This is a genomic window from Luteimonas padinae (genome assembly GCF_014652935.1).
GTDB lineage: Bacteria > Pseudomonadota > Gammaproteobacteria > Xanthomonadales > Xanthomonadaceae > Luteimonas > Luteimonas padinae.
Genome location: NZ_BMZT01000008.1, coordinates 26311 through 48443, shown reverse-complemented (window position 1 = coordinate 48443; position 22133 = coordinate 26311). Strand labels below are relative to the sequence as shown.

The 22133-nt window shown below is 73.0% G+C and carries 20 protein-coding genes; 7 read left to right on the top strand and 13 right to left on the bottom strand.

Annotated elements, in window-relative coordinates; all coding sequences use genetic code 11:
* The first annotated feature begins 134 nt into the window (after positions 1-134).
* On the top strand, positions 135-932 hold the full coding sequence (locus IE168_RS10240; RefSeq protein ID WP_189497928.1) for an undecaprenyl-diphosphate phosphatase: 798 nt from the start codon (positions 135-137) through the stop codon (positions 930-932).
* 67 nt (positions 933-999) lie between these two features.
* Positions 1000-1875, top strand: coding sequence for an META and DUF4377 domain-containing protein (locus IE168_RS10235; protein WP_189497926.1), 876 nt, complete (start codon positions 1000-1002; stop codon positions 1873-1875).
* 112 nt (positions 1876-1987) lie between these two features.
* Here the strand turns inward: IE168_RS10235 and IE168_RS10230 are convergent, their stop codons facing one another.
* The 10 genes from IE168_RS10230 to IE168_RS10185 all read right to left on the bottom strand — a co-directional run bounded on the left by IE168_RS10230 (position 1988) and on the right by IE168_RS10185 (position 11013).
* Positions 1988-2602, bottom strand: coding sequence for a YbhB/YbcL family Raf kinase inhibitor-like protein (locus tag IE168_RS10230; protein WP_189497924.1), 615 nt, complete (start codon positions 2600-2602; stop codon positions 1988-1990).
* 17 nt (positions 2603-2619) lie between these two features.
* Positions 2620-4692: a tetratricopeptide repeat protein gene (locus IE168_RS10225; protein ID WP_189497922.1), complete on the bottom strand. Its 2073-nt coding sequence runs from the start codon at positions 4690-4692 to the stop codon at positions 2620-2622.
* Between the two features lie 52 nt (positions 4693-4744).
* Positions 4745-5737, bottom strand: coding sequence for a YheT family hydrolase (locus IE168_RS10220; protein WP_189497920.1), 993 nt, complete (start codon positions 5735-5737; stop codon positions 4745-4747).
* Positions 5734-6534, bottom strand: a complete 801-nt coding sequence (locus IE168_RS10215) for a lysophospholipid acyltransferase family protein (RefSeq protein WP_189497917.1) — start codon at positions 6532-6534, stop codon at positions 5734-5736. The genes IE168_RS10220 and IE168_RS10215 overlap by 4 nt, the downstream gene beginning before the upstream one ends.
* Before the next feature lie 48 nt (positions 6535-6582).
* Positions 6583-7017 (bottom strand): hotdog fold thioesterase, encoded by a 435-nt coding sequence (locus tag IE168_RS10210; protein ID WP_189497915.1) that lies wholly within the window; start codon positions 7015-7017, stop codon positions 6583-6585.
* A gap of 76 nt (positions 7018-7093) precedes the next feature.
* Entirely contained in the window at positions 7094-7276 is a 183-nt protein-coding gene (locus tag IE168_RS10205) for a hypothetical protein (RefSeq protein WP_189497913.1), read from the bottom strand.
* A gap of 131 nt (positions 7277-7407) precedes the next feature.
* Entirely contained in the window at positions 7408-9303 is a 1896-nt protein-coding gene (locus tag IE168_RS10200) for a phospholipase D family protein (protein ID WP_189497911.1), read from the bottom strand.
* Positions 9300-9866 carry a YceI family protein gene (locus IE168_RS10195; protein ID WP_189497909.1) on the bottom strand — a complete coding sequence of 189 codons (567 nt, stop codon included), beginning with the start codon at positions 9864-9866 and terminating at the stop codon, positions 9300-9302. Before IE168_RS10195 ends, IE168_RS10200 begins: the two co-directional genes overlap by 4 nt.
* Positions 9863-10351 (bottom strand): SixA phosphatase family protein, encoded by a 489-nt coding sequence (locus tag IE168_RS10190; protein WP_189498188.1) that lies wholly within the window; start codon positions 10349-10351, stop codon positions 9863-9865. Before IE168_RS10190 ends, IE168_RS10195 begins: the two co-directional genes overlap by 4 nt.
* Before the next feature lie 26 nt (positions 10352-10377).
* Complete coding sequence (locus IE168_RS10185; RefSeq protein WP_189497907.1) at positions 10378-11013, bottom strand: ParA family protein; 636 nt, start codon at positions 11011-11013, stop codon at positions 10378-10380.
* Positions 11014-11117: 104 nt separating this feature from the next.
* On the opposite strand from IE168_RS10185, the gene IE168_RS10180 reads away from it, so the two are divergent.
* The 3 genes from IE168_RS10180 to IE168_RS10170 all read left to right on the top strand — a co-directional run bounded on the left by IE168_RS10180 (position 11118) and on the right by IE168_RS10170 (position 15341).
* Positions 11118-12605, top strand: a complete 1488-nt coding sequence (locus IE168_RS10180) for an AAA family ATPase (protein WP_189497905.1) — start codon at positions 11118-11120, stop codon at positions 12603-12605.
* 228 nt (positions 12606-12833) lie between these two features.
* Positions 12834-14495, top strand: coding sequence for a Tle-like phospholipase domain-containing protein (locus IE168_RS10175; RefSeq protein WP_189497903.1), 1662 nt, complete (start codon positions 12834-12836; stop codon positions 14493-14495).
* Between the two features lie 57 nt (positions 14496-14552).
* Positions 14553-15341 carry an ankyrin repeat domain-containing protein gene (locus tag IE168_RS10170; RefSeq protein ID WP_189497901.1) on the top strand — a complete coding sequence of 263 codons (789 nt, stop codon included), beginning with the start codon at positions 14553-14555 and terminating at the stop codon, positions 15339-15341.
* Positions 15342-15350: 9 nt separating this feature from the next.
* Here IE168_RS10170 and ggt read toward each other — a convergent pair whose 3' ends face one another.
* Complete coding sequence (gene ggt / locus IE168_RS10165; RefSeq protein ID WP_189497899.1) at positions 15351-17078, bottom strand: gamma-glutamyltransferase; 1728 nt, start codon at positions 17076-17078, stop codon at positions 15351-15353.
* Between the two features lie 121 nt (positions 17079-17199).
* Between ggt and IE168_RS10160 the strand changes: the two genes are divergently transcribed.
* Positions 17200-18747, top strand: coding sequence for a Tle-like phospholipase domain-containing protein (locus IE168_RS10160; RefSeq protein WP_189497897.1), 1548 nt, complete (start codon positions 17200-17202; stop codon positions 18745-18747).
* Between the two features lie 93 nt (positions 18748-18840).
* Positions 18841-19497, top strand: coding sequence for an ankyrin repeat domain-containing protein (locus IE168_RS10155; RefSeq protein WP_189497895.1), 657 nt, complete (start codon positions 18841-18843; stop codon positions 19495-19497).
* Between the two features lie 42 nt (positions 19498-19539).
* Here the strand turns inward: IE168_RS10155 and IE168_RS10150 are convergent, their stop codons facing one another.
* Together IE168_RS10150 and IE168_RS10145 are read right to left on the bottom strand one after the other, a co-directional pair.
* Positions 19540-20175, bottom strand: coding sequence for a tetratricopeptide repeat protein (locus IE168_RS10150; protein ID WP_189497893.1), 636 nt, complete (start codon positions 20173-20175; stop codon positions 19540-19542).
* 65 nt (positions 20176-20240) lie between these two features.
* A complete protein-coding gene (locus tag IE168_RS10145) occupies positions 20241-22079 on the bottom strand; it encodes a putative bifunctional diguanylate cyclase/phosphodiesterase (RefSeq protein WP_189497891.1) in 1839 nt (612 codons plus the stop codon).
* Positions 22080-22133 lie beyond the last annotated feature (54 nt).

Below are 22133 nucleotides of genomic sequence, written 5' to 3'. Positions count from 1 at the left end.
GATTCTTTGGCACAAGGCACCACGACGGTGCAGTCGCGTCATCGGCTATGCTGCCGCGCTGCCCCGCCCAGCGCCACGCGACCGCCTGACGGCCGCGTGGCCACGGCCGACGACCCCGCTCCGGAACCTTGCCGATGACCGACCCCCTGGCCGCCCTCCTGCTGGGCATCCTCGAAGGCCTCACCGAATTCCTGCCGATCTCCAGCACCGGCCACCTGCTCATCGCGCAGCGCTGGCTCGGCGCGCGCTCCGACTTCTTCAACATCGTCATCCAGGCCGGCGCGATCCTCGCCATCACCCTGGTGTTCCGCGAGCGCATCACGGCGCTGGCCACCGGCCTGGGCGAGGCCCGCAACCGCGACTACGCGATGAAGCTCGCCGTGGCGTTCCTGGTCACCGCACTGGTCGGCCTGCCGGTGCGCCTGCTCGGCTGGGAGCTGCCCGAGACCGTGACCCCCATCGCCTGGGCGCTGATCATCGGTGGCGCCTGGATGATCGTGGCCGAGCGCGTGGCCGAGCGCCGCAGCCCCGACGGCGCCGAGGTCACCTGGACGATCGCGGTGCTGGTGGGCCTGGCGCAGGTGGTGGCCGGCATCTTCCCCGGCACCTCGCGCTCGGCCGCGGCGATCTTCATCGCCATGCTCGCCGGCCTCACGCGGCGCACAGCGGCCGCCGAGTTCGTGTTCCTGGTCGGCATCCCGACCATGTTCGCCGCCAGCGCTTACACCTTCCTCGAACTGGCCATGGACGGCGGACTGGGCGGCGAGACCTGGGCCGACGTCGGCATCGCCTTCGCGGCGGCCACGATCACCGGCTTCATGGTCGTCAAATGGCTGCTGGGGTATATCGAACACCACCGGTTCACCGGCTTCGCCATCTACCGCATCCTGCTGGGCGCCGCCCTGCTGCTCTGGATCCCGATCGGCGAGTGAGTCCCGCGACCCCGTCCAGGGCGCTCGCGCGTTGATCCGGGTCCCCGCCCTGCCCCCGGAGGTCCCCATGAAGCACCTGGTCCCGCTCGCGCTCCCCGTGGCCCTGGCCCTGGCTGCCTGCTCGCCGCGCGACACGCCGGACGCGCCCGCACCCGCCGCCGACGCCAGCCTGTCCGCCGAGGCCCGTGGCCACGCGGCGAACCAGCCGGACGCGGCCCCCTCGCCTCCCGGCCGCGCGCCCGCCCCGGACCTGTCCGCGACGCTCGCCGGCCACCACTGGCGCCTGGAGTCGGCCAGCGCTGCCGACGGCGGCCGCATCGACGCGCTGTCCGGCAACCCTGACGCGCCGCTGCAGCTCGACTTCCGCGACGGGCGGGTGTCGGTGAGCAACGCCTGCAACGCCATGGGCGCGGACTTCACGCTCGATGCGGGCGAGCTTGGCCTGGGGCCGATGATCAGCACGCAGATGGCCTGCGCGGAGCCGCTGATGGCCATGGAACGCGAGGCCCACACGCGCCTGGCGGGCCGCCACCAGGTCCAGCTGGAGCCGGGCGAGCCCCCGCGGCTGCGCCTGGTCAACGCGCTGGGCGACACCCTGGTGTTCAGCGGCGCGCCCACCGCGCAGACGCGTCACGGCAGCGCGCCCGAACGGGTGTTCCTTGAAGTCGCCGCCGAGCGCATCGAGTGCCGGCACCCGCTGATGCCCGACCACCGCTGCCTGCGGGTGCGCGAAGTGCGCTACGACGACCGCGGCCTGAAGCAGGGCACCGGCGAATGGGGCCCGCTGTACGAGGAAATCGAGGGCTTCGAACACAAGCCCGGCACCCGCAGCGTGCTGCGCCTGGACCGCTACCGGCGTCAGGACGTGCCGGCCGACGCCTCGTCGGTGGCCTACGTGCTCGACATGGTGGTGGAGACCGGCCCGGCCGCTGCGGGCAACTGAGACCTCCGCACCCTTCCGCTCCTCCTGTAGGAGCAGCAACAGCTGCGACCACCGGGTTGTGATGCGGCGCGGGTCGCAGCTGTAGCTGCTCCTACATCGCTGCTCTGCGGAGTCAGGCGGCGCCGGGCGACAGCGTGTAGCTGCCCCAGGTGGCCGCTTCCGCCAGCACGTGGCCCTGGATCGCGCGCAGCACGTCGCCGGCGGTGAAGCGCTCCGGCACCGCCAGGCGCTCCACGTCGAGGGCGAAGACGCGGAAGAAGTAGCGGTGCTCGCGCAGGTCGTGCGGCGGCGGATACGGGCCGTCGTAGCCCAGCCAGTCCCCGCCCATCTCCGCGTCGCCGGCGAACCAGCCCGTGTAGTCGTTCAGCCCCTGGCGAGCGCCTTCGGGTCCGGACGGCGCGCGCTTGCCGCCCTTGCTGACGCCGTCGCTGCAGCTTCCCGCGGCGATGGCCGTCACCGTGGCCGGGATGTCGACCATGGCCCAGTGCGCGAAGTCCCCGCGCGGATGCTCGACCGGAATCCCGGCCTGGTCGTTGGCGACCAGTGCCGGATCGGTCGGCGCGTCGGTATCGATGCACAGCAGCGCGAACGACCGCGTGCCCGTGGGCGCATCGCCCCAGGACAGCTGCGGATTGCGATTGCCGCCGAAGCCGCCGCCGGGCGCGCCGAGGGCGAACTCCGCGGGGATGGGCTGGCCGTGGCCGAAGCTTTCGCTGGCGATGTGCATCGTCGTGCTCCTTGAGGTCAGGCGGCCGGGTAGCCGAAGCGGCGCGCCACCGGCTCCAGGGCGGCGAGCGGGCCGGCGAACGCGGCGGCGTGCTCGCGCCAGCTGCCGGGCGCGAGCCGCGGCGCACCGAAGTAACCCGCCGGGGGTTCGGGCAGCTCGATTCCGAGTGCCGCGCCGAGCTGGGCGGCCATCGCGCGCGGATCCTCCGCGGTGTCGTCGACCCGGACCAGGGCGTGCGGCACGAGCTCCTGCTCGTGCACTTCGGCCAGCTGCTCCAGCGCTGCCGCCAGCCAGTCGGCCGCTTCGCCTGGCGAGGACACCGCGAACGGCGTGCGTGAGCCGAACGCCATCCAGTCCATGAACATGTCCCGCGGGTCGCGCAGCATCACCACCAGCCGCGCCTCCGGGATCCCGGCGCGCATGATCGAGGCATAGCTGTTGTCCCACCACGGCAGCCAGTCGATGAAGTCGCCGCCAACCCGGCGACCCGGCAGGGCGGCCCGCCAGGTGCGCGCCGCTTCGGCCAGGGTGCCGGGGTCGGCGGCCGCGATCCGCGCCCAGGCCTGGATGTCCTGGAAGGCGTCGACCGGGGGTTGCGGGCTGTAGCGGTCGGCCCGGAAGCCCGGGAACACCGTCGCCAGCATGTTCGCCGCGCGTTCCACCGCCGAACCCGGCAGGCCGACGAGGAAGATGGCCCGCGCCGACCCGGCCGGCGCGGACACGGCCTCCGGCCACTGCGGGGGCGCGGCACTTCCGGCCGGAAGCGCCAGGCGTCCCCGCGCGAGGGCGGCGTGGCGGTCGCTCCAGCCCTTCCGGGCACCGCTGAAATCACCGGCCCGATGGCGGGCCAGGTCGCGCCAGGCTTCGAGCGACAGCGCTTCGCCGATGTTCGACGTCCCACTGATGCGCGCCTCGAGCCGCTTCGCGGCCTCCGCGGGATCGCGGACGAGCAGCGCGTCGATGATCTGCATTTCGGCGCGTGCATGTCCGGGCGCGAGCGCCAGCAGTTCGCGCGCCGCAGCCTCGGCCTCCGCGGGGCGCCCCTCGCTCGCATGCAGCACCATCGCCGCCTCGATCGCCGAGGTCGACTCCGGCAGCCGGGTCCGCCACTGCTGCACCAGCCGTGCCGCGCCTTCGCCAGCCGGCTCGAAGCCCAGCCGGACGCGCCAGAGCTCGTCGTCGTCGGGAGTCGAGGCCAGCGCGCTGTCCAGCGTGCGTCGCGCATCCTCGAGCTGGCCGCTCCGGCGCCAGGCCTCGGCCAGCGACGCGACGGTCTTGCGGTCCGACGACTGCTCGGCCATCGCCTGGCGCAAGTGTTCGATCGCCTGCGCGTGGCGGCCGGCGGCGAGCTCGAGCTCGCCGACGAAGCGCCGCATCTGTGGCGTCGCCAGCGCGGGATCGGCCAGCGCGGGCGCGAGTTCGTCCGCGGCCTCGGCCGAGCGGCCCTGCGCATGCTGCACCTGCGCGATGGCAAGCCGCACCGCGGCGGCGTTGCTGGCAACGCCCATCAACTTCCGGAACGTCTGCTCGGCGAACGCCAGATGGCCCTGTGCGGCGTACGCCATGCCCAGGCCGTGCAGCGCGACCGCGTCGTTGGGCGCCAGCCGCACCGCGTCCGACAGCAGGCGCACGGCTTCGGCCAGGTTGCCTTCGTGAAGCCTGAGCATGCCGCGGAGCGCCAGCACCGCAGGCAGCCCGGGACCGGCACGTTCGGCCAGCACCGCCTGGCGTCCGGCCTCGACCAGGTCGCCGCGGGCGATCGCCAGGTGCGAACGCATCACATACGCCGGCACGCTGTTGGGATCGGCGTCCGCCGAGGCGTCGAGCGAGCGCTGGGCGCCTTCGAGGTCGTGCTCGTCGAGCAGCAGGCCGGCAAGCTCCAGGTGCATCCGCGCATCTTCGGGCGCAAGGGTGATGGCGCGCTTGAGCGCCGCGCGCGAACCCGCCTCGTCACCGTTGGCGCGCAGGGCGAGCGCGAGCATGCGCTGGGCCACGGGATCGTGGGCCGACCGCGCGACGAACTCGCGGGCCAGCTCCAGCCCCTTCTCGATGTTGCCGCTGTACAAGGTCTGGAGAATCTGTTCCTGCATGATGCGTCCTGCCGGGCGCGATGGCGCCCAAAACGCCGATTGTAGCCTGCGCCTAGGCGCCGCCCGTCAGCCGCTCCACCACCCAGCGTTCGGCATAGCCGTCCAGGCCGCGGCCCTCCAGGAACCCGCAGTGGCCGCCCCAGCGGGCGATCTCGAGCAGGGTTCCGGCGGGCAGCACCAGCCGCTCGAAGTCGTCGACCGGAATCATCGGGTCGTCGGCGCTGGTCAGGATCGAGGCCGGCACCGCGAGCCCGGCGAGGCGGTCGCCGGCGATCGAATAGCGGTCGAAATAGGCCTCGAGGCTGCCGAAGTCGGTGTGCCGCAGCACCAGCCATTCGGTGAGCGCGCGCATGCGCAGGCGCAGCACGCGGTCGTCGACGTCCACGTGCCCGGGGAACAGCGCTCGCTTGCGCACCAGCGAGCGCCGCCAGCTGCGCTCGAAGTGGCGCAGGTACAGCGGCGGGCCCTGCTCCATCGACGCCATCGTGCGCGCGGGGTCCAGCACCGGGCAGACCGCGGCCACGGCGTCCAGCGGCAGCCCGGCCGCGGGCGCGCGCAGCGCCAGGCGCAGCGCGAAGTTGCCGCCCAGCGAGTGGCCCGCCACCACCAGGCGCGGCCGTGGCATGCGCCGTGCGACATCGACCGCCGCGTGCACCACCTCGTCGATGCGCGCGGAGTGGAAAATGTCCGGATTGAGGTGGTGGCTGCCGCCGTGGTCGCGGAAGTTGAGCCGGAACACGTCCCAGCCGCGCGCCAGGAAGCCGGCCGTGGCCAGGCAGACATAGGCCGACTCCGCGCTGCCCTCCCAGCCGTGCAGCAGCAGCGCCATGCCCTGCGGCTCCACGCCGGGTCGTGCCGTATGCAGGCCCAGCAGGCGCACGCCGTCGCCGCCGTCCACGATCACCTGGCGGGTCTCCGCGTCGGCCGCTGCCAGCGCGGACAGGGCGCGGCGACGACGCAGCGGGCTGCCCGCCAGCACCGACTGCAGATGGGCGTTGCGCAGCCAGCGCGGCGGCCGGTAGTCGCTGGGCGCGGCCTGGCTCACGGCGCGCGCAGCGCCTCGACGATGCGTTCGCGCGCGATCCTGGCGATCGCCGCGCGGCCGTCGGCCTCGCCCGGCATCACCGGTTCGAGGAACACCACCTCGACCGGGCGCGCCGGCTCGCCGAGCAGGCGCAGGAAGTTCTGCAGGAAGTTCTCGCGCGGCTGGAACGCCACCGCGCGCTGGCCTTCGCCGCCGGTGCCGTAGCGCAGCGCCACCGGCTGCACCGGCACCCCGGCCTCGACGGCGGCCATGAAGATGCGGGCATGGAAGGGCCCGACCTCGACGCCGTCACGGGTGCGGCCTTCGGGGAACACGCCCACCGACCGCCCCTCGCGCAGCCGCGCGATCATCGCGTCGAGCACGCCGCCCAGCGATTCCTGGCTTCCGCGCCGGTGGAAGATGGTCCCGCCGCGGCGCGCCATGCGCCCGACCACCGGCCAGCCGTCGATTTCCTGCTTGGCCACGAAGCCCATCATGCGCTGGCTGTGCAGCGCCGAGATGTCCATCCAGCTGACATGGTTGGCCACGAACAGGGTTGCGCCGGGCAGCGGCTCTCCCACGCGCCGCATGCGCATCCCGAACACGCGCATCAGCCCGCCTTGCCAGAGGCGCACGAGCCCGGCATGCCATCCCTTGCCGCCACGGTCACGGAGGTCGCCCGGCAGCATGAGGCCCAGCATCACCGGCGGCAGGTGGACGAGCGCATGCCAGAGCAGCATCGGCACGCGCAGGACATAGCGGCCCGCGCGCGCCAGGCGGCCTCCGGCGCGCACGCTGGGAACAGTGGTCGAACGCATGGCGGCAAGATACCGGATGGGGTCGCGCGCCGGTAGCGGCGCGGCCGCTCAGCCCGCCGGGACGACCGCGAGCGTGAGCCGCGAGACGCAGGCCAGCCGCCCGCGCGCATCCTCGATGCGGATCTCCCAGACGTGGGTGCTGCGACCGATGTGCAGCGGCCTGGCGGTGCCGGTGACGCGGCCCTCGCGCACGGCACGCACGTGGTTGGCGTTGATCTCGAGGCCGACGCAGACCTCGCCTTCGGCGACGCACATGTTGCCCGCACTGCTGCCCAGGGTTTCGGCCAGCAGCACCGAAGCGCCGCCATGGAGCAGGCCGTAGGGCTGCACGGTGCGCGGATCCACCGGCATGGTCGCGACCAGGCGGTCGTCGCCGATGTCCACGAATTCAATGCCCAGGGCCTCGATCGCCGTGCCCTTCGACAGGGCGTTGAGGGCGGCCAGGTCGAGGCCGCGGCGGAAGATCGAAGGCTGGGGGGTCATGCTGGGCTCCGGTGTCCCGGGCTGGCGCCGGGGCGCGCCAGCCTAGGACCGGGTCCCCCCCGGGTCAATCAGGCCGTCAGGCGAGGCGGAAGCGCGCCGCAGGCTGGCTGCCCGGGGTGTAGCGGCGGCTGGCCGCGTAGCCGCTGCTGCTGCCGTAGCCGGTGCCGAAGTCACGGGAGCGGTAGCGGGGGGCGGGGACCGGAAGACGGGCGGCGGGGGTCGTCCGGGTGGAGGCGGCGTGGGTGTCGGTGCGGTACATGGCGATCTCCTGCGGGGGTTGTGACTTGGTGTGCTGGTAAACTACCACACCACCCACCTACTGCAATATGTCAAAGGTCACGCCCGCCCGTGCCGGGCCTGCGCGCCGACGAACGGTCGATCCGGGGATGCTCAGAGAATCGGCGCCAGGCCCGCGCCGAAGGCGGTGAAGATGCGGGTCAGGATCGCCTTCAGCCCGATGCGCACCTCGGGGAAGTCGCCCACCGGCTCGTGGCAGTCGCGGAAGCGCGGATCGCCGGGCGGCAAGGGCATGGGGCAGTCCGGCCCATGACGGAACTCGTAGGCGGTGGCATAGCGCGTCGGCCAGAGGTCGAACACCGGCAGCGACTCCGAGACCTTGCCCAGCGAATAGTCGAGGCCGGAGAACACCACCGGCCGGTCGCGCGGCGCGACCACCCAGGCGTTCGCCGGCGCCATGTCGCGACGGATGCTGTCGGCGAGTGCGCGCGCGAAGCCCTCGTCCTCGATCACCACCGCGGACTCGGTGTTGTAGTCGTCGCCGCGCGGATCGAAGTTGTGGGTGCCAACCACGCCGATGCGCTCGTCCACCACCAGCGACTTCGAATGCAGGCCGAAGCGCACGCCGCCGCGATGCAGTGGCACGCGCTCGTGCGCGGAGAAGCCCGACCAGCGCAGCGCGGAATACTCCCGCTCCAGCGGCCGTGTGCGCGGCGTGCGCGATCCGTCGGCCGATGCCGGCGGCGCCTGCGCGCGGCCATCGCCCAGGTCCACGGTGCCGGTGGCCTCGACGTCGATGGGCGCGTCCTGCGGGAAGGGCTTGAACTCGTGGATCTCGAAGCCGAACTCGCGCAGGTGGCGGCGCTTGTACTTGTACGACAGCGCGTAGGTGATGAAGGCGTCGGTGGCCGCCAGGCTGTTGGTCGACACCAGCACGCGCGGCGGGTCGTCGCGCCGGTGCAGGCGGGTGAACAGGTCCTGTGCGCCGGGCGACAGCACCAGGTAGGGCGTCTGCAGGATCACTTCCTCGCGCGCGCCTTCGATCAGCTCCAGCAGGCCGCGCGTGGAGGGCGCCACGCCCTCGTAGCCCGAGCGATGCTTCTCGGGCGGATCGGAAATGAAGTCGACCGCACCCACCGGCATCGACGCCGCGGCCAGCGCATCGACCAGCAGCGGATCGTCGGCGTCGCGCGAGATCCGCTCCACGCGCTCCGGCAGTTCGAACGGCGCGTGCGGCACCTTCGGCACGCCCTCCCGCAGCAGCAGGCGGCCGACGTCGGCAAGCTCCGGCAGCGTGCGGGTCAGGCGCGCGTCCCAGTACTCGTCGAAGCTCGCGGCCATGCCGGCCACCGCGGGGCCGGCGACGAACAGGTCGCGATCGCGGAAGTTGTACTCCGGGTCCCAGTCGTAATAGCTGTTCTGGTAGTTGCGCCCGCCGGTGATGCCGACCAGGCCGTCGACCAGCAGCAGCTTGTTGTGCATGCGCTGGTTGAGCCGCCGCCAGCAGCAGGCCGCGGCCAGCACGTACTGCGGATAGCTGATGCGCGCGCGCCCGAGCAGCGGGTTGTAGATCCGCATCTCGAAGTTGGCATGCGCGCCGGCCAGCGCCGCCAGCGTCTCCACCTCGCGCAGGGCCGACAGCTGGTCCACCAGCACCCGCACCTTCACCCCGCGGCGCGCCGCGGCCAGCAGCTCGTCGAGGAACAGGTGGCCGGCATCGTCCTCGTCGAAGATGTAGGTCTGCAGGTCCACCGAGTGCTGCGCGGAGCGGATCAGGCTCAGCCGCGCCAGCAGCGCGTCCTGGCCGTAATCGAGGATCAGCGCGCGATGGCGGGGGGCTTCGGGCGTGCTCGCCGACATCGCCTCCCGGCCCAGCGCGCGCAGCGGCGAGGGCGAAGCGCAGGCGTCGTCGCGCGCGCAGTCCACCAGCACCGGCCGCGCCTGGGCCGCGATGCGCGCCGCGGCAGCGGCCTGTTCATCGGACAGCGTGGCGCAGGCGCCGGTCGCCAGCACCCAGGCCAGCAGCAGGAGTTTCAGCAGCGGCTTCACTCCCCGCCGCCCTCCATGCGGATGCGCAGCTCGAAGCGGACCTTGCGCTCCACCACGACCGGCCAGCGGTTCATGCCGTAGGCGGTGCGGTCGACCACGCCGGCAGCCAGCACCGGGCAGTCGAGCGCCGGGCTAGAACAGGCCGATGCCAGCACGGTGAAGGCCTCGCGCCGCTGCACGTCGCGGATGCTCAGCACGCCGTGCAGCTGCCCGCCCAGTTCGAGCAAGGCCGGATCGAAGGGGTCGGACAGGAAGGTGATCCAGGGAAAGCGCCTGGCGTCGAAGAAGCCGGCGCCGCGGGTCATCTGCGAGCGGCGCGCGCTGTCCAGGATCTCCACGTCGGCCGCCGACAGCGACAGCCGGACCTGCTGCCGCCCGTCGGGCAGCCGCGTCACCTCGCCGTCGAAGACCGGGAAGCGGCCATCGATCGTCTCGCCCCAGCGGGTGACCAGCTGGAAGCCGACCCGCGATGCGGCGGCGTCGATCCCGGTCGCACGCACCGGGAGCGCGACCTGCGCGGCCGCGACAAGGGACAGCCATGCAATGACGCTTGCACGCCTCACGGCCACCAGAAGTCGGCAAGGCTCGCGGCACCCGGCTCGACCTCGGCGCCCACGGGCAAGCGCAGGTGCGCGATCGCACCGGGTGGCATCCCGCGGTAGTCGCCGGACTGGCCGCTGTGCAGCAGCGCGGCAAGCCGCTCCAGGCCGGGGTTGTGGCCGACCAGCATCAGCCGGCCGAGATCGCGATGGCCGTCGGCCAGGGCCGCCAGGGTCCCGGGCGTGGCGTCGTAGATCGCTGGTTCAAGGCGCTGGTCGACATAGCCGATCACCGCGAGCACGGCCTCGAGCGTCTCGCGCGTGCGCCGTGCCGGCGAACACAGCACCAGGTCCGGCAACAGCCGGTGTTCGAGCAGCCAGCGCCCGGCGGCCTCGGCTTCGGCCTGGCCCTCGGGCGACAGCGGACGGTCGAGGTCGGCCTGCCCGGGCCCGGCGGCTTCGGCGTGGGCGTGGCGCAAAAGCAGGATGTCCCGGGTGTCGATCGCCATCGTGTCCTTCTCCTTGCCGGGCGCGGTCAGGGCCTGCCCAGCCATTTCAGCAGCGGGGCCCAGTCCGCCTGATGGTCGCGGACCTGGGCCGAACGGTAGTCGAACAGGCTGCGCCCCAGGCCGACCAGCAGCACGTAGGCCTGGCTGTCGCGCAGCGTGGCCACCACCGGATACGGCCACTGGCCGAGCAGGTCGAGCGTGGCCTGCGAAGCATTGGTCCAGGGCTTCATGCGGTTGGCCACCAGGCCGACGCGCAGTTCGCCGCGGCGCACCCGCGGGTGCTGCGCGAGCGTGTTGAGGAAATGCACGGTGGCGTCGAGGTCGAGCGCCGAGGGCTGCACCGGCACCACGACCGCGTCGGCGTGCTCGAGCCAGGTCTCCAGGTCTTCGGCCATCGCGCCCGCCGGGGCGTCGACCACCACGCGCTGGGTATCGTCGGGCAGCGACTTCCACGCCGTCTTCGCGCGCCGGCTTCCCGGGATCGGCAGCACCGCGCTGTCGTGCCCGGCGCGGCGTTCCGCCCAGCGCGTGGACGACTGCTGCGGATCGGCATCGACCAGGGCCGTGCGCCGGCCCTCCAGGGCCGCGTGCGCGGCGAGGTGGGTGGCGATCGTGGTCTTGCCCGCGCCGCCCTTGGAACTGGCCACCAGCACCGTCTTCATCCGCTCTCCGGTCACGTCCGCCCGCGATCGCAGTCGAGGGTACACCGCCCCGGCTGCCCTGGCGCACATAGAATGCCCGCTCTCCCGAACCTTGCATGCGACCGATGAGCGACCTGCAGGACCTGGCCGCGCTGATCCGCGCGGACACCCCCCTGATCATCATCGAGACGCCCGACGAGCCGCGGGTGGTCGAGTTGTTCCGGCAGTCGCTGCTGCACGTCTGGCGCGCGCTGTACCGCTGGACGATCACCGAAGGCCTGCGCCGCATCGACCTCGACGGCGAGGACCCGGCCGAGGCCGCCCCCGACGCCACTTCCACCCTGCGCGCGATCCACGCCGCGGAGCAGCGCGGCGTCTACCTGCTGCTCGACTTCCACCCCTACCTCGGCTACGCCGGCACCCAGCGCATGCTGCGCGACCTGCTGCAGCGCCGCGGCTGCCTGCCGCACGTGCTGGTGCTGGTCGGCCACAGGGTCGAGCTGCCGGGCGAACTCGAGGCCAAGGCGGTGCGCTTCCGCACCCGGCTGCCGGATGCCAACGACCTGCTGAAGATGGTCCGCGAGGAGGCCACTCGCTACCAGGCCGAGCACGGCGGCCGCCGGGTCGAGGCCGACGCCGACGCGGTGAAGCTGATCGTGCGCAACCTGGGCGGCCTGTCGCTGCCCGACGCCCGTCGCATCGCGCGCCAGCTGATCTTCGGCGACGGCGTGCTCGGCCACGACGACCTGCCGCGGCTGGCAAAGCTCAAGTTCGAACTGCTCAACCGCAGCGGCCACCTGCACTACGAATACGACACCGCCCGGTTCTCCGACGTCGCCGGCGCCCGGGCGCTGAAGCGCTGGATCGACCAGCGACGCGCGGTGTTCGTGTCCGGCGACGCGCCGCCCGGACTCGACCCGCCCAAGGGCGTGCTGCTGCTGGGCGTGCAGGGCTGCGGCAAGTCGCTCCTGGCCAAGTCGATCGCCGGCGGCTTCGGCGTGCCGCTGGTGCGCCTGGACTTCGGCACGCTGTACGACAAGTTCCACGGCGAGACCGAGAAGAACCTGCGCGCAGCGCTCGAATCGACTGAACAGCTGGCCCCCTGCGTGCTCTGGATCGACGAGATCGAGAAGGGCCTGGCGTCCTCGGCCGGCGACGGCGACGGCGGCGTTTCGCGGCGTGTGCTCGGCTACCTGCTCACCTGGATGGCCGAACGCAAGTCGCACGTGTTCCTGGTGGCCACCGCCAACCAGGTGCAGGAGCTGCCCGCGGAGCTGCTGCGCAAGGGGCGCTTCGACGAGATCTTTTTCGTCGACCTGCCCGGCGTGGACACGCGGCGCGAACTGTTCGAGCTGCACCTGCGCAAGCGCGAGCTCGATCCCGCGGGATACGACCTCGACGGCCTGGCCGCGGCCGCCGACGGCTTCTCGGGTGCCGAGATCGAGCAGGCCATCGTCTCCGGCCTGTATGCCGCGCACGCCGCCGGCACGCCGCTCAACGACTTCGGCCTGCGCGCCGAGCTCCGGCGCACCCGGCCGCTCTCGGTGGTGATGGCCGAACCGGTCCAGGCGCTGCGCGACTGGGCGCGCGGCCGCACCGTCCCGGCCGACTGAGCCGTTCCCACAGGGCCGGCCAGCGGACCGACCGGCGAAAAACCGACGACACCTCCGGCGACACGGCCGGCGAAACGGCTGACTACACGGCCGGCGAAGCGACCGGTGAAACGGCTGTCACACAGCCGCTCTTTCGCAGCCGCGCGGTGCGGCGCCTAGGGTCGGTCCCAGCTGGCGACCGGCCCCTGTTTCGCCAAGGCTGGCGGCATCCTGTCCCGGAGTCCGGCCATGAGCCTCCCGATTGCCAGCCAGCTGTCCATGGCCCAGCAGATGCGGATCGACGACCGCTTCACGCAGGCGCTGCAGCCGCCCCCGTCGCTGCAACAGGTGGCCAATGCGTATCCGCAGGGCGACGGCAGTTTCGCCAGCCAGGTGGCCGGCACCCAGCCGCAGCCCGACCTGGACCTGCAGTTGGCGATGATGGCCAACGACGTCTACGCCGCCGACAACCCGGAGACCGAGCAGGCGCTGCAGGACGCCGGCTGGCAGCGGCTCGAGCCCAGCGCCGACGGCACCGCGCTGGTCGACGCCCAAGGCAACGAGATCCCGATCGATCCCGCCCTGCTCAGCACCACCGAGGGCTTCGACGCTGCCATCTACCAGAACGAGCAGGGCCAGTACGTGGTCGCCTACCGCGGCACCGACGACTGGGGCCTGGCGCCTTCGGGCGATGCCGACGACAACGCCCTGCAGGGCCTGGGCTTCGAAAGCGGGCAGTACCGCGACGCGGTGGCGCTGGCCGAGGCCGCGCAGCAGGCGTTCGGCGAGGGCAACGTGGCCTTCACCGGCCACTCGCTGGGCGGCGGCCTGGCTTCGGCCGCCTCGCTGGCCACCGGCGTGCCGGGCGTGACCTTCAACGCCTCGGGCCTCAGCGACCAGACCCTGGAATCGCTGGGCTTCAATCCCAACGCCGTGCGTGAGGACGCCGCCGACAGCGGCCAGCTGCGCCGCTACATCGTGAATGGCGACCCGCTCAACGCCGCACAACAGGACGTGCCGCTGATCCCGATCCTCAACATGTCGCCGCCGAACGCGGTCGGCCACGAGCTGCGCATCGACCCGCCCGCCGGCATGGGCGGGCTGGGCGACCTGGCCGCGCTGCACGGCGGCGGCGGCGACGGGGCCTCCTACGTCGACGCCCTGCGCCAGAACACCGCCTACGATCCCGCGACCCGGCCCACCGTGTCCGAGCAGGCCGGCGGCGCGGTCAACACCGGCCTCGACCGCCTGGGCGACCTCGCCAACGGCGTGCTGACCGCCGGCGGCAAGCCCGGGCTGGGCTGGGCGGTCGACGGGCTGCTCGACGTGGGCGGCGACGTCCTCGACGCCGGCATCAGCACCGCCGGCAACATCGCCATCGACGGCCTGGAGCGCGCCGGCGAGTACAACCTCAACCAGCTGGGCAGCATCATCCGCCAGGGCCAGGAGATCGTCGGTGACGTCGCCGGCAACGGCTCCGAGATGATCGATGGCCTGTCGCAGGCGGGACAGGAATTCCTGCAGGGTGACGTGGTCGACGCCGCCGCGCAGGCGGTGGGCGACGTCGCCGACTTCGCCATCGACACCGTCGGCAGCCTGGCCGACGGCGCCATCGGCCTGGTCGGGGACACCACGCAGAATCTGGCCAACGCAGGCGGCGGCTTCCTGCGTGACATCGGCGACGCCACCGGGCTCGAGGCTCCGCTCGATGCCGTGGCCGGCTTCGTCGAGGGCACCGGCCAGGTCGTGAGCGACGTGGCCGACACCGTGGGTGATGCGGTCGAGACCGTGGCTGACGTGGTCGGCGACGGCGTGGAGATCGTCGCGGACGTTGTCGGCGACGTCGGCCAGGCGGTGAGCGACGGCGCGACCTGGCTGGGCGAGAAGCTCAACCCGGTGAACTGGTTCTGACCGCAGCCGCCGCGCCGGTCACGCAAGGCGCGGCCCTGACGTAGTAAGTTGGCCCGCATGTCCGACGCCCCCAGACCGCAGCCCGTCGCGGCGCCCTCCCTCGGGACGGCGCCGCGTCGCGTGCGCCTGCTGGTGGCCGCGTCGCTGATGCTCGCCTCCACCGCCGGCTGCGCCCGGCAAGGGACAGACGTGACCCAAGGCCAGGCCTTTGCAAACCCGGGCAGCGCCCAGCTCGCCGACGCCGTGCTGGCGGGCGACGATGCGCTGGCGCGCGAACTGATCGCCGCCGGCGCCAATCCCAACGCCGAGGACGACCGCGGCCAGCCCCTGCTGCAGTGGGCGATGAAGCGCGGCGACCGCGGCGCCTTCCGCCTGCTGCTGGCGCTGGGCGCCGACCCCGCGCGCGGCAACCGCGACGGCCGCACCGCCCTGCACCTGGCGGCGATGGGCAAGTCGCGCGACTGGCTGGAGGCCCTGCTCGAGCACGGCATGTCGCCCGACACGCCCAATACCGTCACCGGCGCCACGCCGCTGTACGACGCGCTGCGCGCCGACAGCGACGAGAACGTGGGCGTGCTGCTGCGCGCCGGCGCGCGCGTGGACGTGGCCGACCGCAACGGCACCACCCTGCTGCATCACGCGGCGATGGTGAAGGACACCGGCGCGGTGCTGCGCTTCCTCGAGGCCGGCGCCGATCCGCGCGCCACCGACCGCACCGGCGCGACCTTCCAGGACTACCTGTTCAAGGGCGACCCGAAGCTGCTCAACGCAGGCACGCGCCGCGACCTCGGGAAGATCGACGCCTGGCTGGAGGCCAACGGCGTCGCGGTGCAGCCGCGGGGCTGAGGCGCGGCCTCAGTAGCCGGCGGCCTGGCCGTCCTTGCGGGATTCGCTGGCGCCGGTCCAGCCGCCGTGCGGGTTGGCGATGATCGCCTGGTAGCCGCCGAAGGGCCCGAGCGCCGAGCGCACCGAGTGCCCGCGATCCATCAGCGCGCGCAGCGTCGCCTGCGGGAAGCCGGACTCGAGTTCGATCCATCCGCCATCGGACATCACCGTGGCCCGCCCGACCGGCTCGGTGGAGCCATCGTGGTGGATGCGCGGCGCATCGCCGGCCTCCTGCAGGTTCATGCCGAAATCGATCATGTTGAGCAGGATCTGCACGTGGCCCTGCGGCTGCATCGCACCGCCCATCACCCCGTAGGCCAGCCAGGGCTTGCCGTCCTTGGTCACGAAGGCCGGGATGATGGTGTGGAAGGGCCGCTTGCCGGGGGCATAGGCGTTGGGGTGCGAGGCGTCGCCAAGCACGAACTGCTCGCCGCGGTCCTGCAGGATGAAGCCCAGCCCGGGCGGCGCCATGCCGCTGCCCATGCCGCGGTAGTTGGACTGGATCAGCGAGACCATCATGCCGTCGGCGTCGGCGGTGGTCAGGTAGATGGTGTCGCCCTCTTCCAGCTCGCGCGGCGTGGCCGGCTGCACCTCGCGCAGCACGCGGTCGGGCGACATCAGCCTGCCGCGTTCGCGGGCGTAGTCCTTCGATACCAGCTTCGCCACCGGCGCCGGATGGAAGGAGGGGTCGGCGTACCAGCGCGCGCGGTCGGCGAAGGCCAGCTTCTTGGCCTCGACGAACAGGTGCACATGCTCGGGGCTGCCGAAGCCGTAGGACGCAAGGTCGTACGGTTCGAGCAGGTTGAGGATCTGCAGCGCGGCAATGCCCTGGCCGTTGGGCGGGAGCTCCCACACGTCATGGCCGCGGTAGTTCGTCGACACCGGCTCGACCCACTCGCCCCGGTGCGCGGCCAGGTCGTCGTAGGCGAGGAAGCCATCGTTGGCCGCGAAGTAGTCGCCGATCACGCGCGCGATGTCGCCGGTGTAGAAGGCGTCGCGACCGCCATCGGCGATCTTCTGCAGGGTGTCGGCAAGGTTCGGGTTCTTCCAGGTCTCGCCGCTGCGCGGGGCGCGGCGGCTGCCGTCGGCATCGGCCACGGTGAACTGCTCGCTGAAGCCCGGCCACATCGACAGCCGCGGCACCGATCGCGCCCAGTAGTAGGCGATGGTCTCGTGCACCGGATGGCCGTCGCGCGCGTAGCGGATCGCCGGCGCCAGGTTTTCGGCCATCGTGCGCCGCCCGAAGCGTTCGTGCAGCGCGAACCAGCCGTCGACCGTGCCCGGCACCGTCACCGGCAGCGGGCCGTGCGCGGGGATGTCGGTCAGCCCGCGGCGCTTGAACTCGGCCGCGGTGAGCGAGCGCGGCGAGCGGCCCGAGCCGTTGTAACCGTGCAGCCGGCGCGTCTCCGGGTCCCAGACGATGGCGAACAGGTCGCCGCCGATGCCGTTGCCGGTCGGCTCCATCAGGCCCAACGCGGCATTGGCGGCGATCGCCGCGTCCACGGCGGAGCCGCCGGCCTTCATCACGTCCAGCGCGACCTGGGTCGCCAGCGGGTGGGAGGTCGCGGCCATCGCGTGCGGGGCATGCACCTCGCTGCGGGTGGCGAAGGGCTGGCCGGTGATGCGGTCGGCGGCATGGGTGGCCGGCACCGTGGCCAACAGCAGGGCGGCGAGGAGGAGGCGTGGCTGCAGGGACATTCGCAAGCGGACCGGGGATGGCGGAAGCGCGACCTTGGCAAGCCCACCTAGGGTGCGCCCCCGATTGAACCGCGGCGGCGGGAGCGGTCCACTGGCCGCAGACTCCTGCGGAACCGCTCCCATGTTGCACGCGCGCCTGGACAACGACTCGACCTCCGCCCTCCATCTGCGCGGCCTGCAGCCGTCGCCTCCGCCGCCCGCGCCGCCGGAAGCCGCCAACGCCCCCGCGCTGCAGCCGCTGCAGGGCCGCCACGAGCCCGGCTACCACCCGCAGCTGGGCGCGCTGTCGCCCGCCGCGCCCCAGGGGCCGCAGTCGCAGTCGCAGTCGCCGCAGTGCGCCCCCGGCGGCGTCGGCCCCGGCGAGCTCTCGGCGCTGGCCAGCGGCCAGCAGGCGCAGGAATTCGACGTCGTGCTGTCGCAACTCGCCACCGCTGTTTACGGCACCCGTGGCGCGCCGCCGGCCGGCTGGACCGAAGTCACCGACGCCGACCTGGCCGCGCGCGGCATCGACGATCCCGCCGCCTGGCGCGCCCAGTACCTCGACGGCGGCGACCAGCTCACCGCCCAGCACTTCAAGGCCGAGATCTACCAGGACTGCAACGGCAACTTCGTCCTCGCCTACCGCGGCACCGACGGCAGCGGCACCGACTGGATGAACAACTTCCGCCAGGGCGCGGGCTTCACCACCAGCGACGAGATCGACAAGTTCAGCGGCCTGGCCACGCGCACCGCGGTCGAGTTCGAGCGCCGCTTCGGCACGCCCGACGCCGACGGCAACGCCACCAACCTCGCCATCACCGGGCACTCGCAGGGCGGCGGCCTGGCCTCGGTGGCCTCGCTGGCCTCCGGCGTGCCGGCGGTCACCTTCGACGCCTCAGGCATCCATCCCAACACCTTCGACCGCCTCGGCATCGACCCGCAGGCCGCGCGCGACCTGGCCGAAGGCGGCCTGATCCGCCGCTACTCGATGGGCGACGACCTGCTGACCAACTTCCAGGAGAACAGCCCGTTCGCGCTGGCCGCGCCGGACGCGCTGGGCACGCAGATCGTGGTCGATCCCGAAGGCGTGCAGGACCTGACCCTGGTGCCGCGCGGACTCGACGCCGAAACAGGCCTGTCGACGCCCGTGGCCTGGGTCCTGGGCGTCGGGCTCGAGGCGGCGGACCGGCTGAACGTGCCGGTGCTGGGCGGCGTCGCCGGCCTGGTGCGCGGCGCGGTCAGCCACAGTCCCGAGCTGCTGACCGAGGCCATGATCCAGCAGCAGCCCTGGCAGCCCGGCTACCAGAATCCGCCGCAAGGCACGGCCGGCAGCCTGATCGATGCGGTGCCGGACGTGCTGCAGGACGACTTCGCGCGCAACACGCATGACCTGGTAGACGACATCGCCGGCGAGTGGGAGACCAACATCGCCAGCGGCAACGTGGTCGAGGGCGGGATCCGCATCGCCGGCGACGTGGTCGAGGGCGTGTTCAACTCCACCGGCGACACCGTGCGCACCGGCACCGACGCGCTGGCCGAGCGCATCGACAACAGCGTGGGCGGTCCGGTCGGCGACGTCGCCGCGGGCCTGGTCTCCGGCGGCGGCCGCCTGGTCGAGGGCGTGGCCGACTTCGGCGGCAACGTGCTGGAGACGGGCTTCGACCTGGTCGGCAGCCTGTTCCGTCGATAACACGCGCCTGTGGCACCATCGGGAGCCATGCGCAGCGGTGTCCTGATCCTCCTCCTGGCGGCGAGCGCGGCCGCGTGCAGCCGAGCCCCCACCTTGGACCATCCCTTCACTGATCCGCAGCTTGCCCCACTCGCCGACGCCGTCGCGCGCGGCGATGCCGACGCCCTGCGCGCCGGCCTGGCCGGCGGCGTCCACCCCGACACCCCGGGCAGCGACGGCAGCAGCCTGCTGCAGCTGGCCGTGGCCGCGGGGCGCGCCGACGTGGTCGAGGTGCTGCTCGATGCCGGCGCCGATCCCGATCGCCAGGCCCCGGGCGGCGGCAGCGCGGTGCACGTGGCCGCCTTCGGCGACGACCCGGCGCTGCTGAAGCTGCTGCTCGACCGCGGCGCCAACCCCGACCAGCCCAACCGCGTGACCGGCGAGACCCCGCTGGTGCGCGCCATCCTCGGCGGCGGCCGCGAACAGGTGCGCATGCTGCTGGCCGCAGGCGCCGACCCCGGCGCGGCCGACCACAACGGCACCACGCCGCTGCACGCGGCCGGGTCGATCAATGCCGGCGGCATCGTGCTGGAGCTGCTCGAGGCCGGCGCCCCGGCGCACGCCACCAATTCGGCCGGCGAGACCTTCCAGCCCTACTACTTCCAGATGCGCGAGGCCCTGCTCAACGCGCGGGCGCGCGACGAACGCGAGGCGGTGCGCGCCTGGCTGCGCGCGCACGACGTGCCGCTCGAAGCCGGCAGCGGCGGCTGAACGCGGCGCACCGCCCGCCACGGGCGGCACGCGACGCCCGGCTCAGGGCCAGGGCGGCGGCGCGAGCTTCCAGGCTTCGGCCACGCGCGCCAGCACGGCGCGGTCCTCGTCGGTCCAGTCCGGCAGCAGGCGCACCAGGTCGGGCGAGGTCCACAGCGTCGGCTCGGTGCGCACGGCGGCCGCGTACCAGCGGATGGCGTCGTCGCGGCGGTCCAGCTGCCACAGCCCCAGGGCGAGCGTCGGCGGCAGCCAGGCCGGTCCCCTCAGGCGCTCGGCGCCGGCGATCCGCCACTGCTCCAGCGCGCCGGCGACGTCGCCGCTGCGGTACAGGTCCCAGCCGTGGTTCCAGTGCAGCGCGTCACGCTGGCGCGCAGTGTCCGGGCGCTGCTTGGCCTCCTGGTAGAGCGCGGCGCCGGTGTCGGTGCGGCCGGCCACATAGGACAGGTGTGCCAGCTGGGCGGTCGCGAGGTTGGCATTGCGGCGCCCGCCCCGGCGCGCCTGCAGCAGGCGCTCCACCGTCGCGTCGTCGCTGCCCGGATAGAGCTCCAGCGGGCGGGCGACGTCGGTGTCGGGTTCGAAGTAGAACTCCTTGGGCCAGGGCAGGTCCTGCGCGCACAGGCCGAAGGACAGCGAAGCAAGCACGAGGGCGGCGAGCCGGCGTGCGAAAGCATGGTTCATTGCGTCGATACGGGTAGCGGGGCCCCTGTACCCCGCCGCCATGGTAGCGGCACCACCCCGGCATTTCAGCCCTGGCGGCTGAAGATGGCACGCAGCTCCGCCTCCGGGACCGGGCGCCCGAAGTGATAGCCCTGGCCCAGGGCGATGCCGCAGTCCATGACCGCCTGCACCTGCTCCGCGCGCTCGATGCCCTCCGCGACCACCTTCAGCCCGGCCTTGGCCGCCACCGTCGCGATCGCGGCCAGGATCGCCATGTCCAGCGGATCCCCGGGCAGGTCGGCGACGAAGCCGCGGTCCACCTTGAGGCCGTCGATCGGGAGGTGCCTGAGCCGGGCCAGCGACGATTGCCCGGTGCCGAAGTCGTCCAGCGCGACCTGGACGCCGAGTTCGCGCAGGCGCTCCAGGGTGGCGATCGCGAACGGCGCGTCCGCCAGCAGGGCGGTCTCGGTGAGTTCGAGCCACAGCCGGCCGGGTGCCAGCCCGCTGGCCTCGAGGGCCGCGGCGACGTCGGCCACCAGGCCCGGCTGTTCGAGCTGGCGGGCGGAGATGTTGACCGCCAGCGTCAGCGGCCCGGATGCGGACGGTGGCCAGGCCGCGGCGGCACGGCAGGCCACGCCCAGCAGCCAGCGGCCCAGCGGCACGATCAGGCCGGAGGCCTCGGCGACGTCGATGACCTCGCCGGTCGGTCGCCACTGGTTGGCGTCGTCGCGCCAGCGCAGCAGGGCTTCGGCCCCCAGGATCCGCCCGTCCGCGAGCCGCGCCAGCGGCTGGTAGTGCACGTGCAGCCGCCCTTCCTGGTGCGCCTCGCGCAGCGCGCGCTCCAGGTGCATGCGCTCCACCAGCGCGCGGTGGCGGCCGGCATCGAAGACCTCGCAGCGGTCCAGGCGGCCGAGGCTGCGCGCGCGGTGGCTGGCGAGCTCGGCGTTGCGCAGCAGCATGTCCGCCGATGGCGCCGCGAGGTCGTGCGAGAACGCGATCCCGGCCACGGCGCGCAGTCCGCCGCGGCCGTCGCCCGCACGCTCGACCAGCTCGACGCAGCGGCCGGCCAGGGCCAGGGCGTCGGCCTCGCGCAGGCTGCGGTGGGGCACGAGGGCGAAGGCGTCGTCGCGCACCCGCGCCAGCGTCGCCTCCTCGCCCATGCCTCCGCGCAGCGCCGCGGCCACGGCCACCAGCGCGCTGCCGCGATCGTCATCCCCGAGGTCGACCTGCAGGTGGATGGCCGTGACCGCCGGCTCGCTGCCGCCGGCCGGGCGCAGCGCGCTGTGGGCGACCTCGAGCAGATGGTCGCGATTGGGCAGGTTGGTCTGGGCGTCGTGCAGTTCGAGGTAGCGCAGGCGGCGCTCGGCGTCGTGGCGGCGATGGATCTCGGTCACCATCGCCACGTAGTCGCCGATGCTGGCGGCGAAGGCCTGCTCGGCCTCGCTCCAGGCGCGCGGGTGGCCGATCTGCTCGTGGCAGACCACGCCCACCAGCGCGCCCTCGCCGCGGACCGGCGCGTCGAGCAGGGACGCGACCTGGTGGCGGCCGAAGTAGGCCCGCAGCGTCGACAGCCCGGGATCCCGATGCACGTCGGCGGCATCGATCACCCGCACCTGGTCCAGTCGGCGGCCGTACTCGGAGTCGGCGTCCAGGGCCTCGTCGTAGCCCGGACAGTTGTGTTCGCCGCTGCGGCGGTCGTAGGCGTGGATGCAGCGCAGCACGCCATGCGCGGGATGCAGGCGCCAGACGTTGACCCGGTCGACCTCGAGCACCTCGGCCGACGTCTCGCAGATGCGGGCCAGCGCCCATTCCAGGCTCTGCCGCCCGGTCCAGCACTGCCGCGCCAGCGCGACCAGCGCCTGGTTGTGCCTGCGTGCGCTGCTGCCGCCGTCCGCCGACGGCGCTTCCGCGCAACGCTCCTGCATGGCGGCCACCTCCTTCCCCCACCGGCCCCGCGGCCCATGTAGCGCCCGCAGGAG

What these genes read in the sequence shown, in the direction of transcription:
- IE168_RS10240 (WP_189497928.1), top strand. Translation starts at nt 135, where the DNA reads ATGACCGACCCCCTGGCCGCCCTCCTGCTGGGCATCCTCGAAGGCCTC.
- IE168_RS10235 (WP_189497926.1), top strand. Translation starts at nt 1,000, where the DNA reads ATGAAGCACCTGGTCCCGCTCGCGCTCCCCGTGGCCCTGGCCCTGGCT.
- IE168_RS10230 (WP_189497924.1), bottom strand. Translation starts at nt 2,602, where the DNA reads ATGCACATCGCCAGCGAAAGCTTCGGCCACGGCCAGCCCATCCCCGCG.
- IE168_RS10225 (WP_189497922.1), bottom strand. Translation starts at nt 4,692, where the DNA reads ATGCAGGAACAGATTCTCCAGACCTTGTACAGCGGCAACATCGAGAAG.
- IE168_RS10215 (WP_189497917.1), bottom strand. Translation starts at nt 6,534, where the DNA reads ATGCGTTCGACCACTGTTCCCAGCGTGCGCGCCGGAGGCCGCCTGGCG.
- IE168_RS10210 (WP_189497915.1), bottom strand. Translation starts at nt 7,017, where the DNA reads ATGACCCCCCAGCCTTCGATCTTCCGCCGCGGCCTCGACCTGGCCGCC.
- IE168_RS10205 (WP_189497913.1), bottom strand. Translation starts at nt 7,276, where the DNA reads ATGTACCGCACCGACACCCACGCCGCCTCCACCCGGACGACCCCCGCC.
- IE168_RS10190 (WP_189498188.1), bottom strand. Translation starts at nt 10,351, where the DNA reads ATGGCGATCGACACCCGGGACATCCTGCTTTTGCGCCACGCCCACGCC.
- IE168_RS10185 (WP_189497907.1), bottom strand. Translation starts at nt 11,013, where the DNA reads ATGAAGACGGTGCTGGTGGCCAGTTCCAAGGGCGGCGCGGGCAAGACC.
- IE168_RS10180 (WP_189497905.1), top strand. Translation starts at nt 11,118, where the DNA reads ATGAGCGACCTGCAGGACCTGGCCGCGCTGATCCGCGCGGACACCCCC.
- IE168_RS10175 (WP_189497903.1), top strand. Translation starts at nt 12,834, where the DNA reads ATGAGCCTCCCGATTGCCAGCCAGCTGTCCATGGCCCAGCAGATGCGG.
- IE168_RS10170 (WP_189497901.1), top strand. Translation starts at nt 14,553, where the DNA reads ATGTCCGACGCCCCCAGACCGCAGCCCGTCGCGGCGCCCTCCCTCGGG.
- ggt (WP_189497899.1), bottom strand. Translation starts at nt 17,078, where the DNA reads ATGTCCCTGCAGCCACGCCTCCTCCTCGCCGCCCTGCTGTTGGCCACG.
- IE168_RS10160 (WP_189497897.1), top strand. Translation starts at nt 17,200, where the DNA reads ATGTTGCACGCGCGCCTGGACAACGACTCGACCTCCGCCCTCCATCTG.
- IE168_RS10150 (WP_189497893.1), bottom strand. Translation starts at nt 20,175, where the DNA reads ATGAACCATGCTTTCGCACGCCGGCTCGCCGCCCTCGTGCTTGCTTCG.
- IE168_RS10145 (WP_189497891.1), bottom strand. Translation starts at nt 22,079, where the DNA reads ATGCAGGAGCGTTGCGCGGAAGCGCCGTCGGCGGACGGCGGCAGCAGC.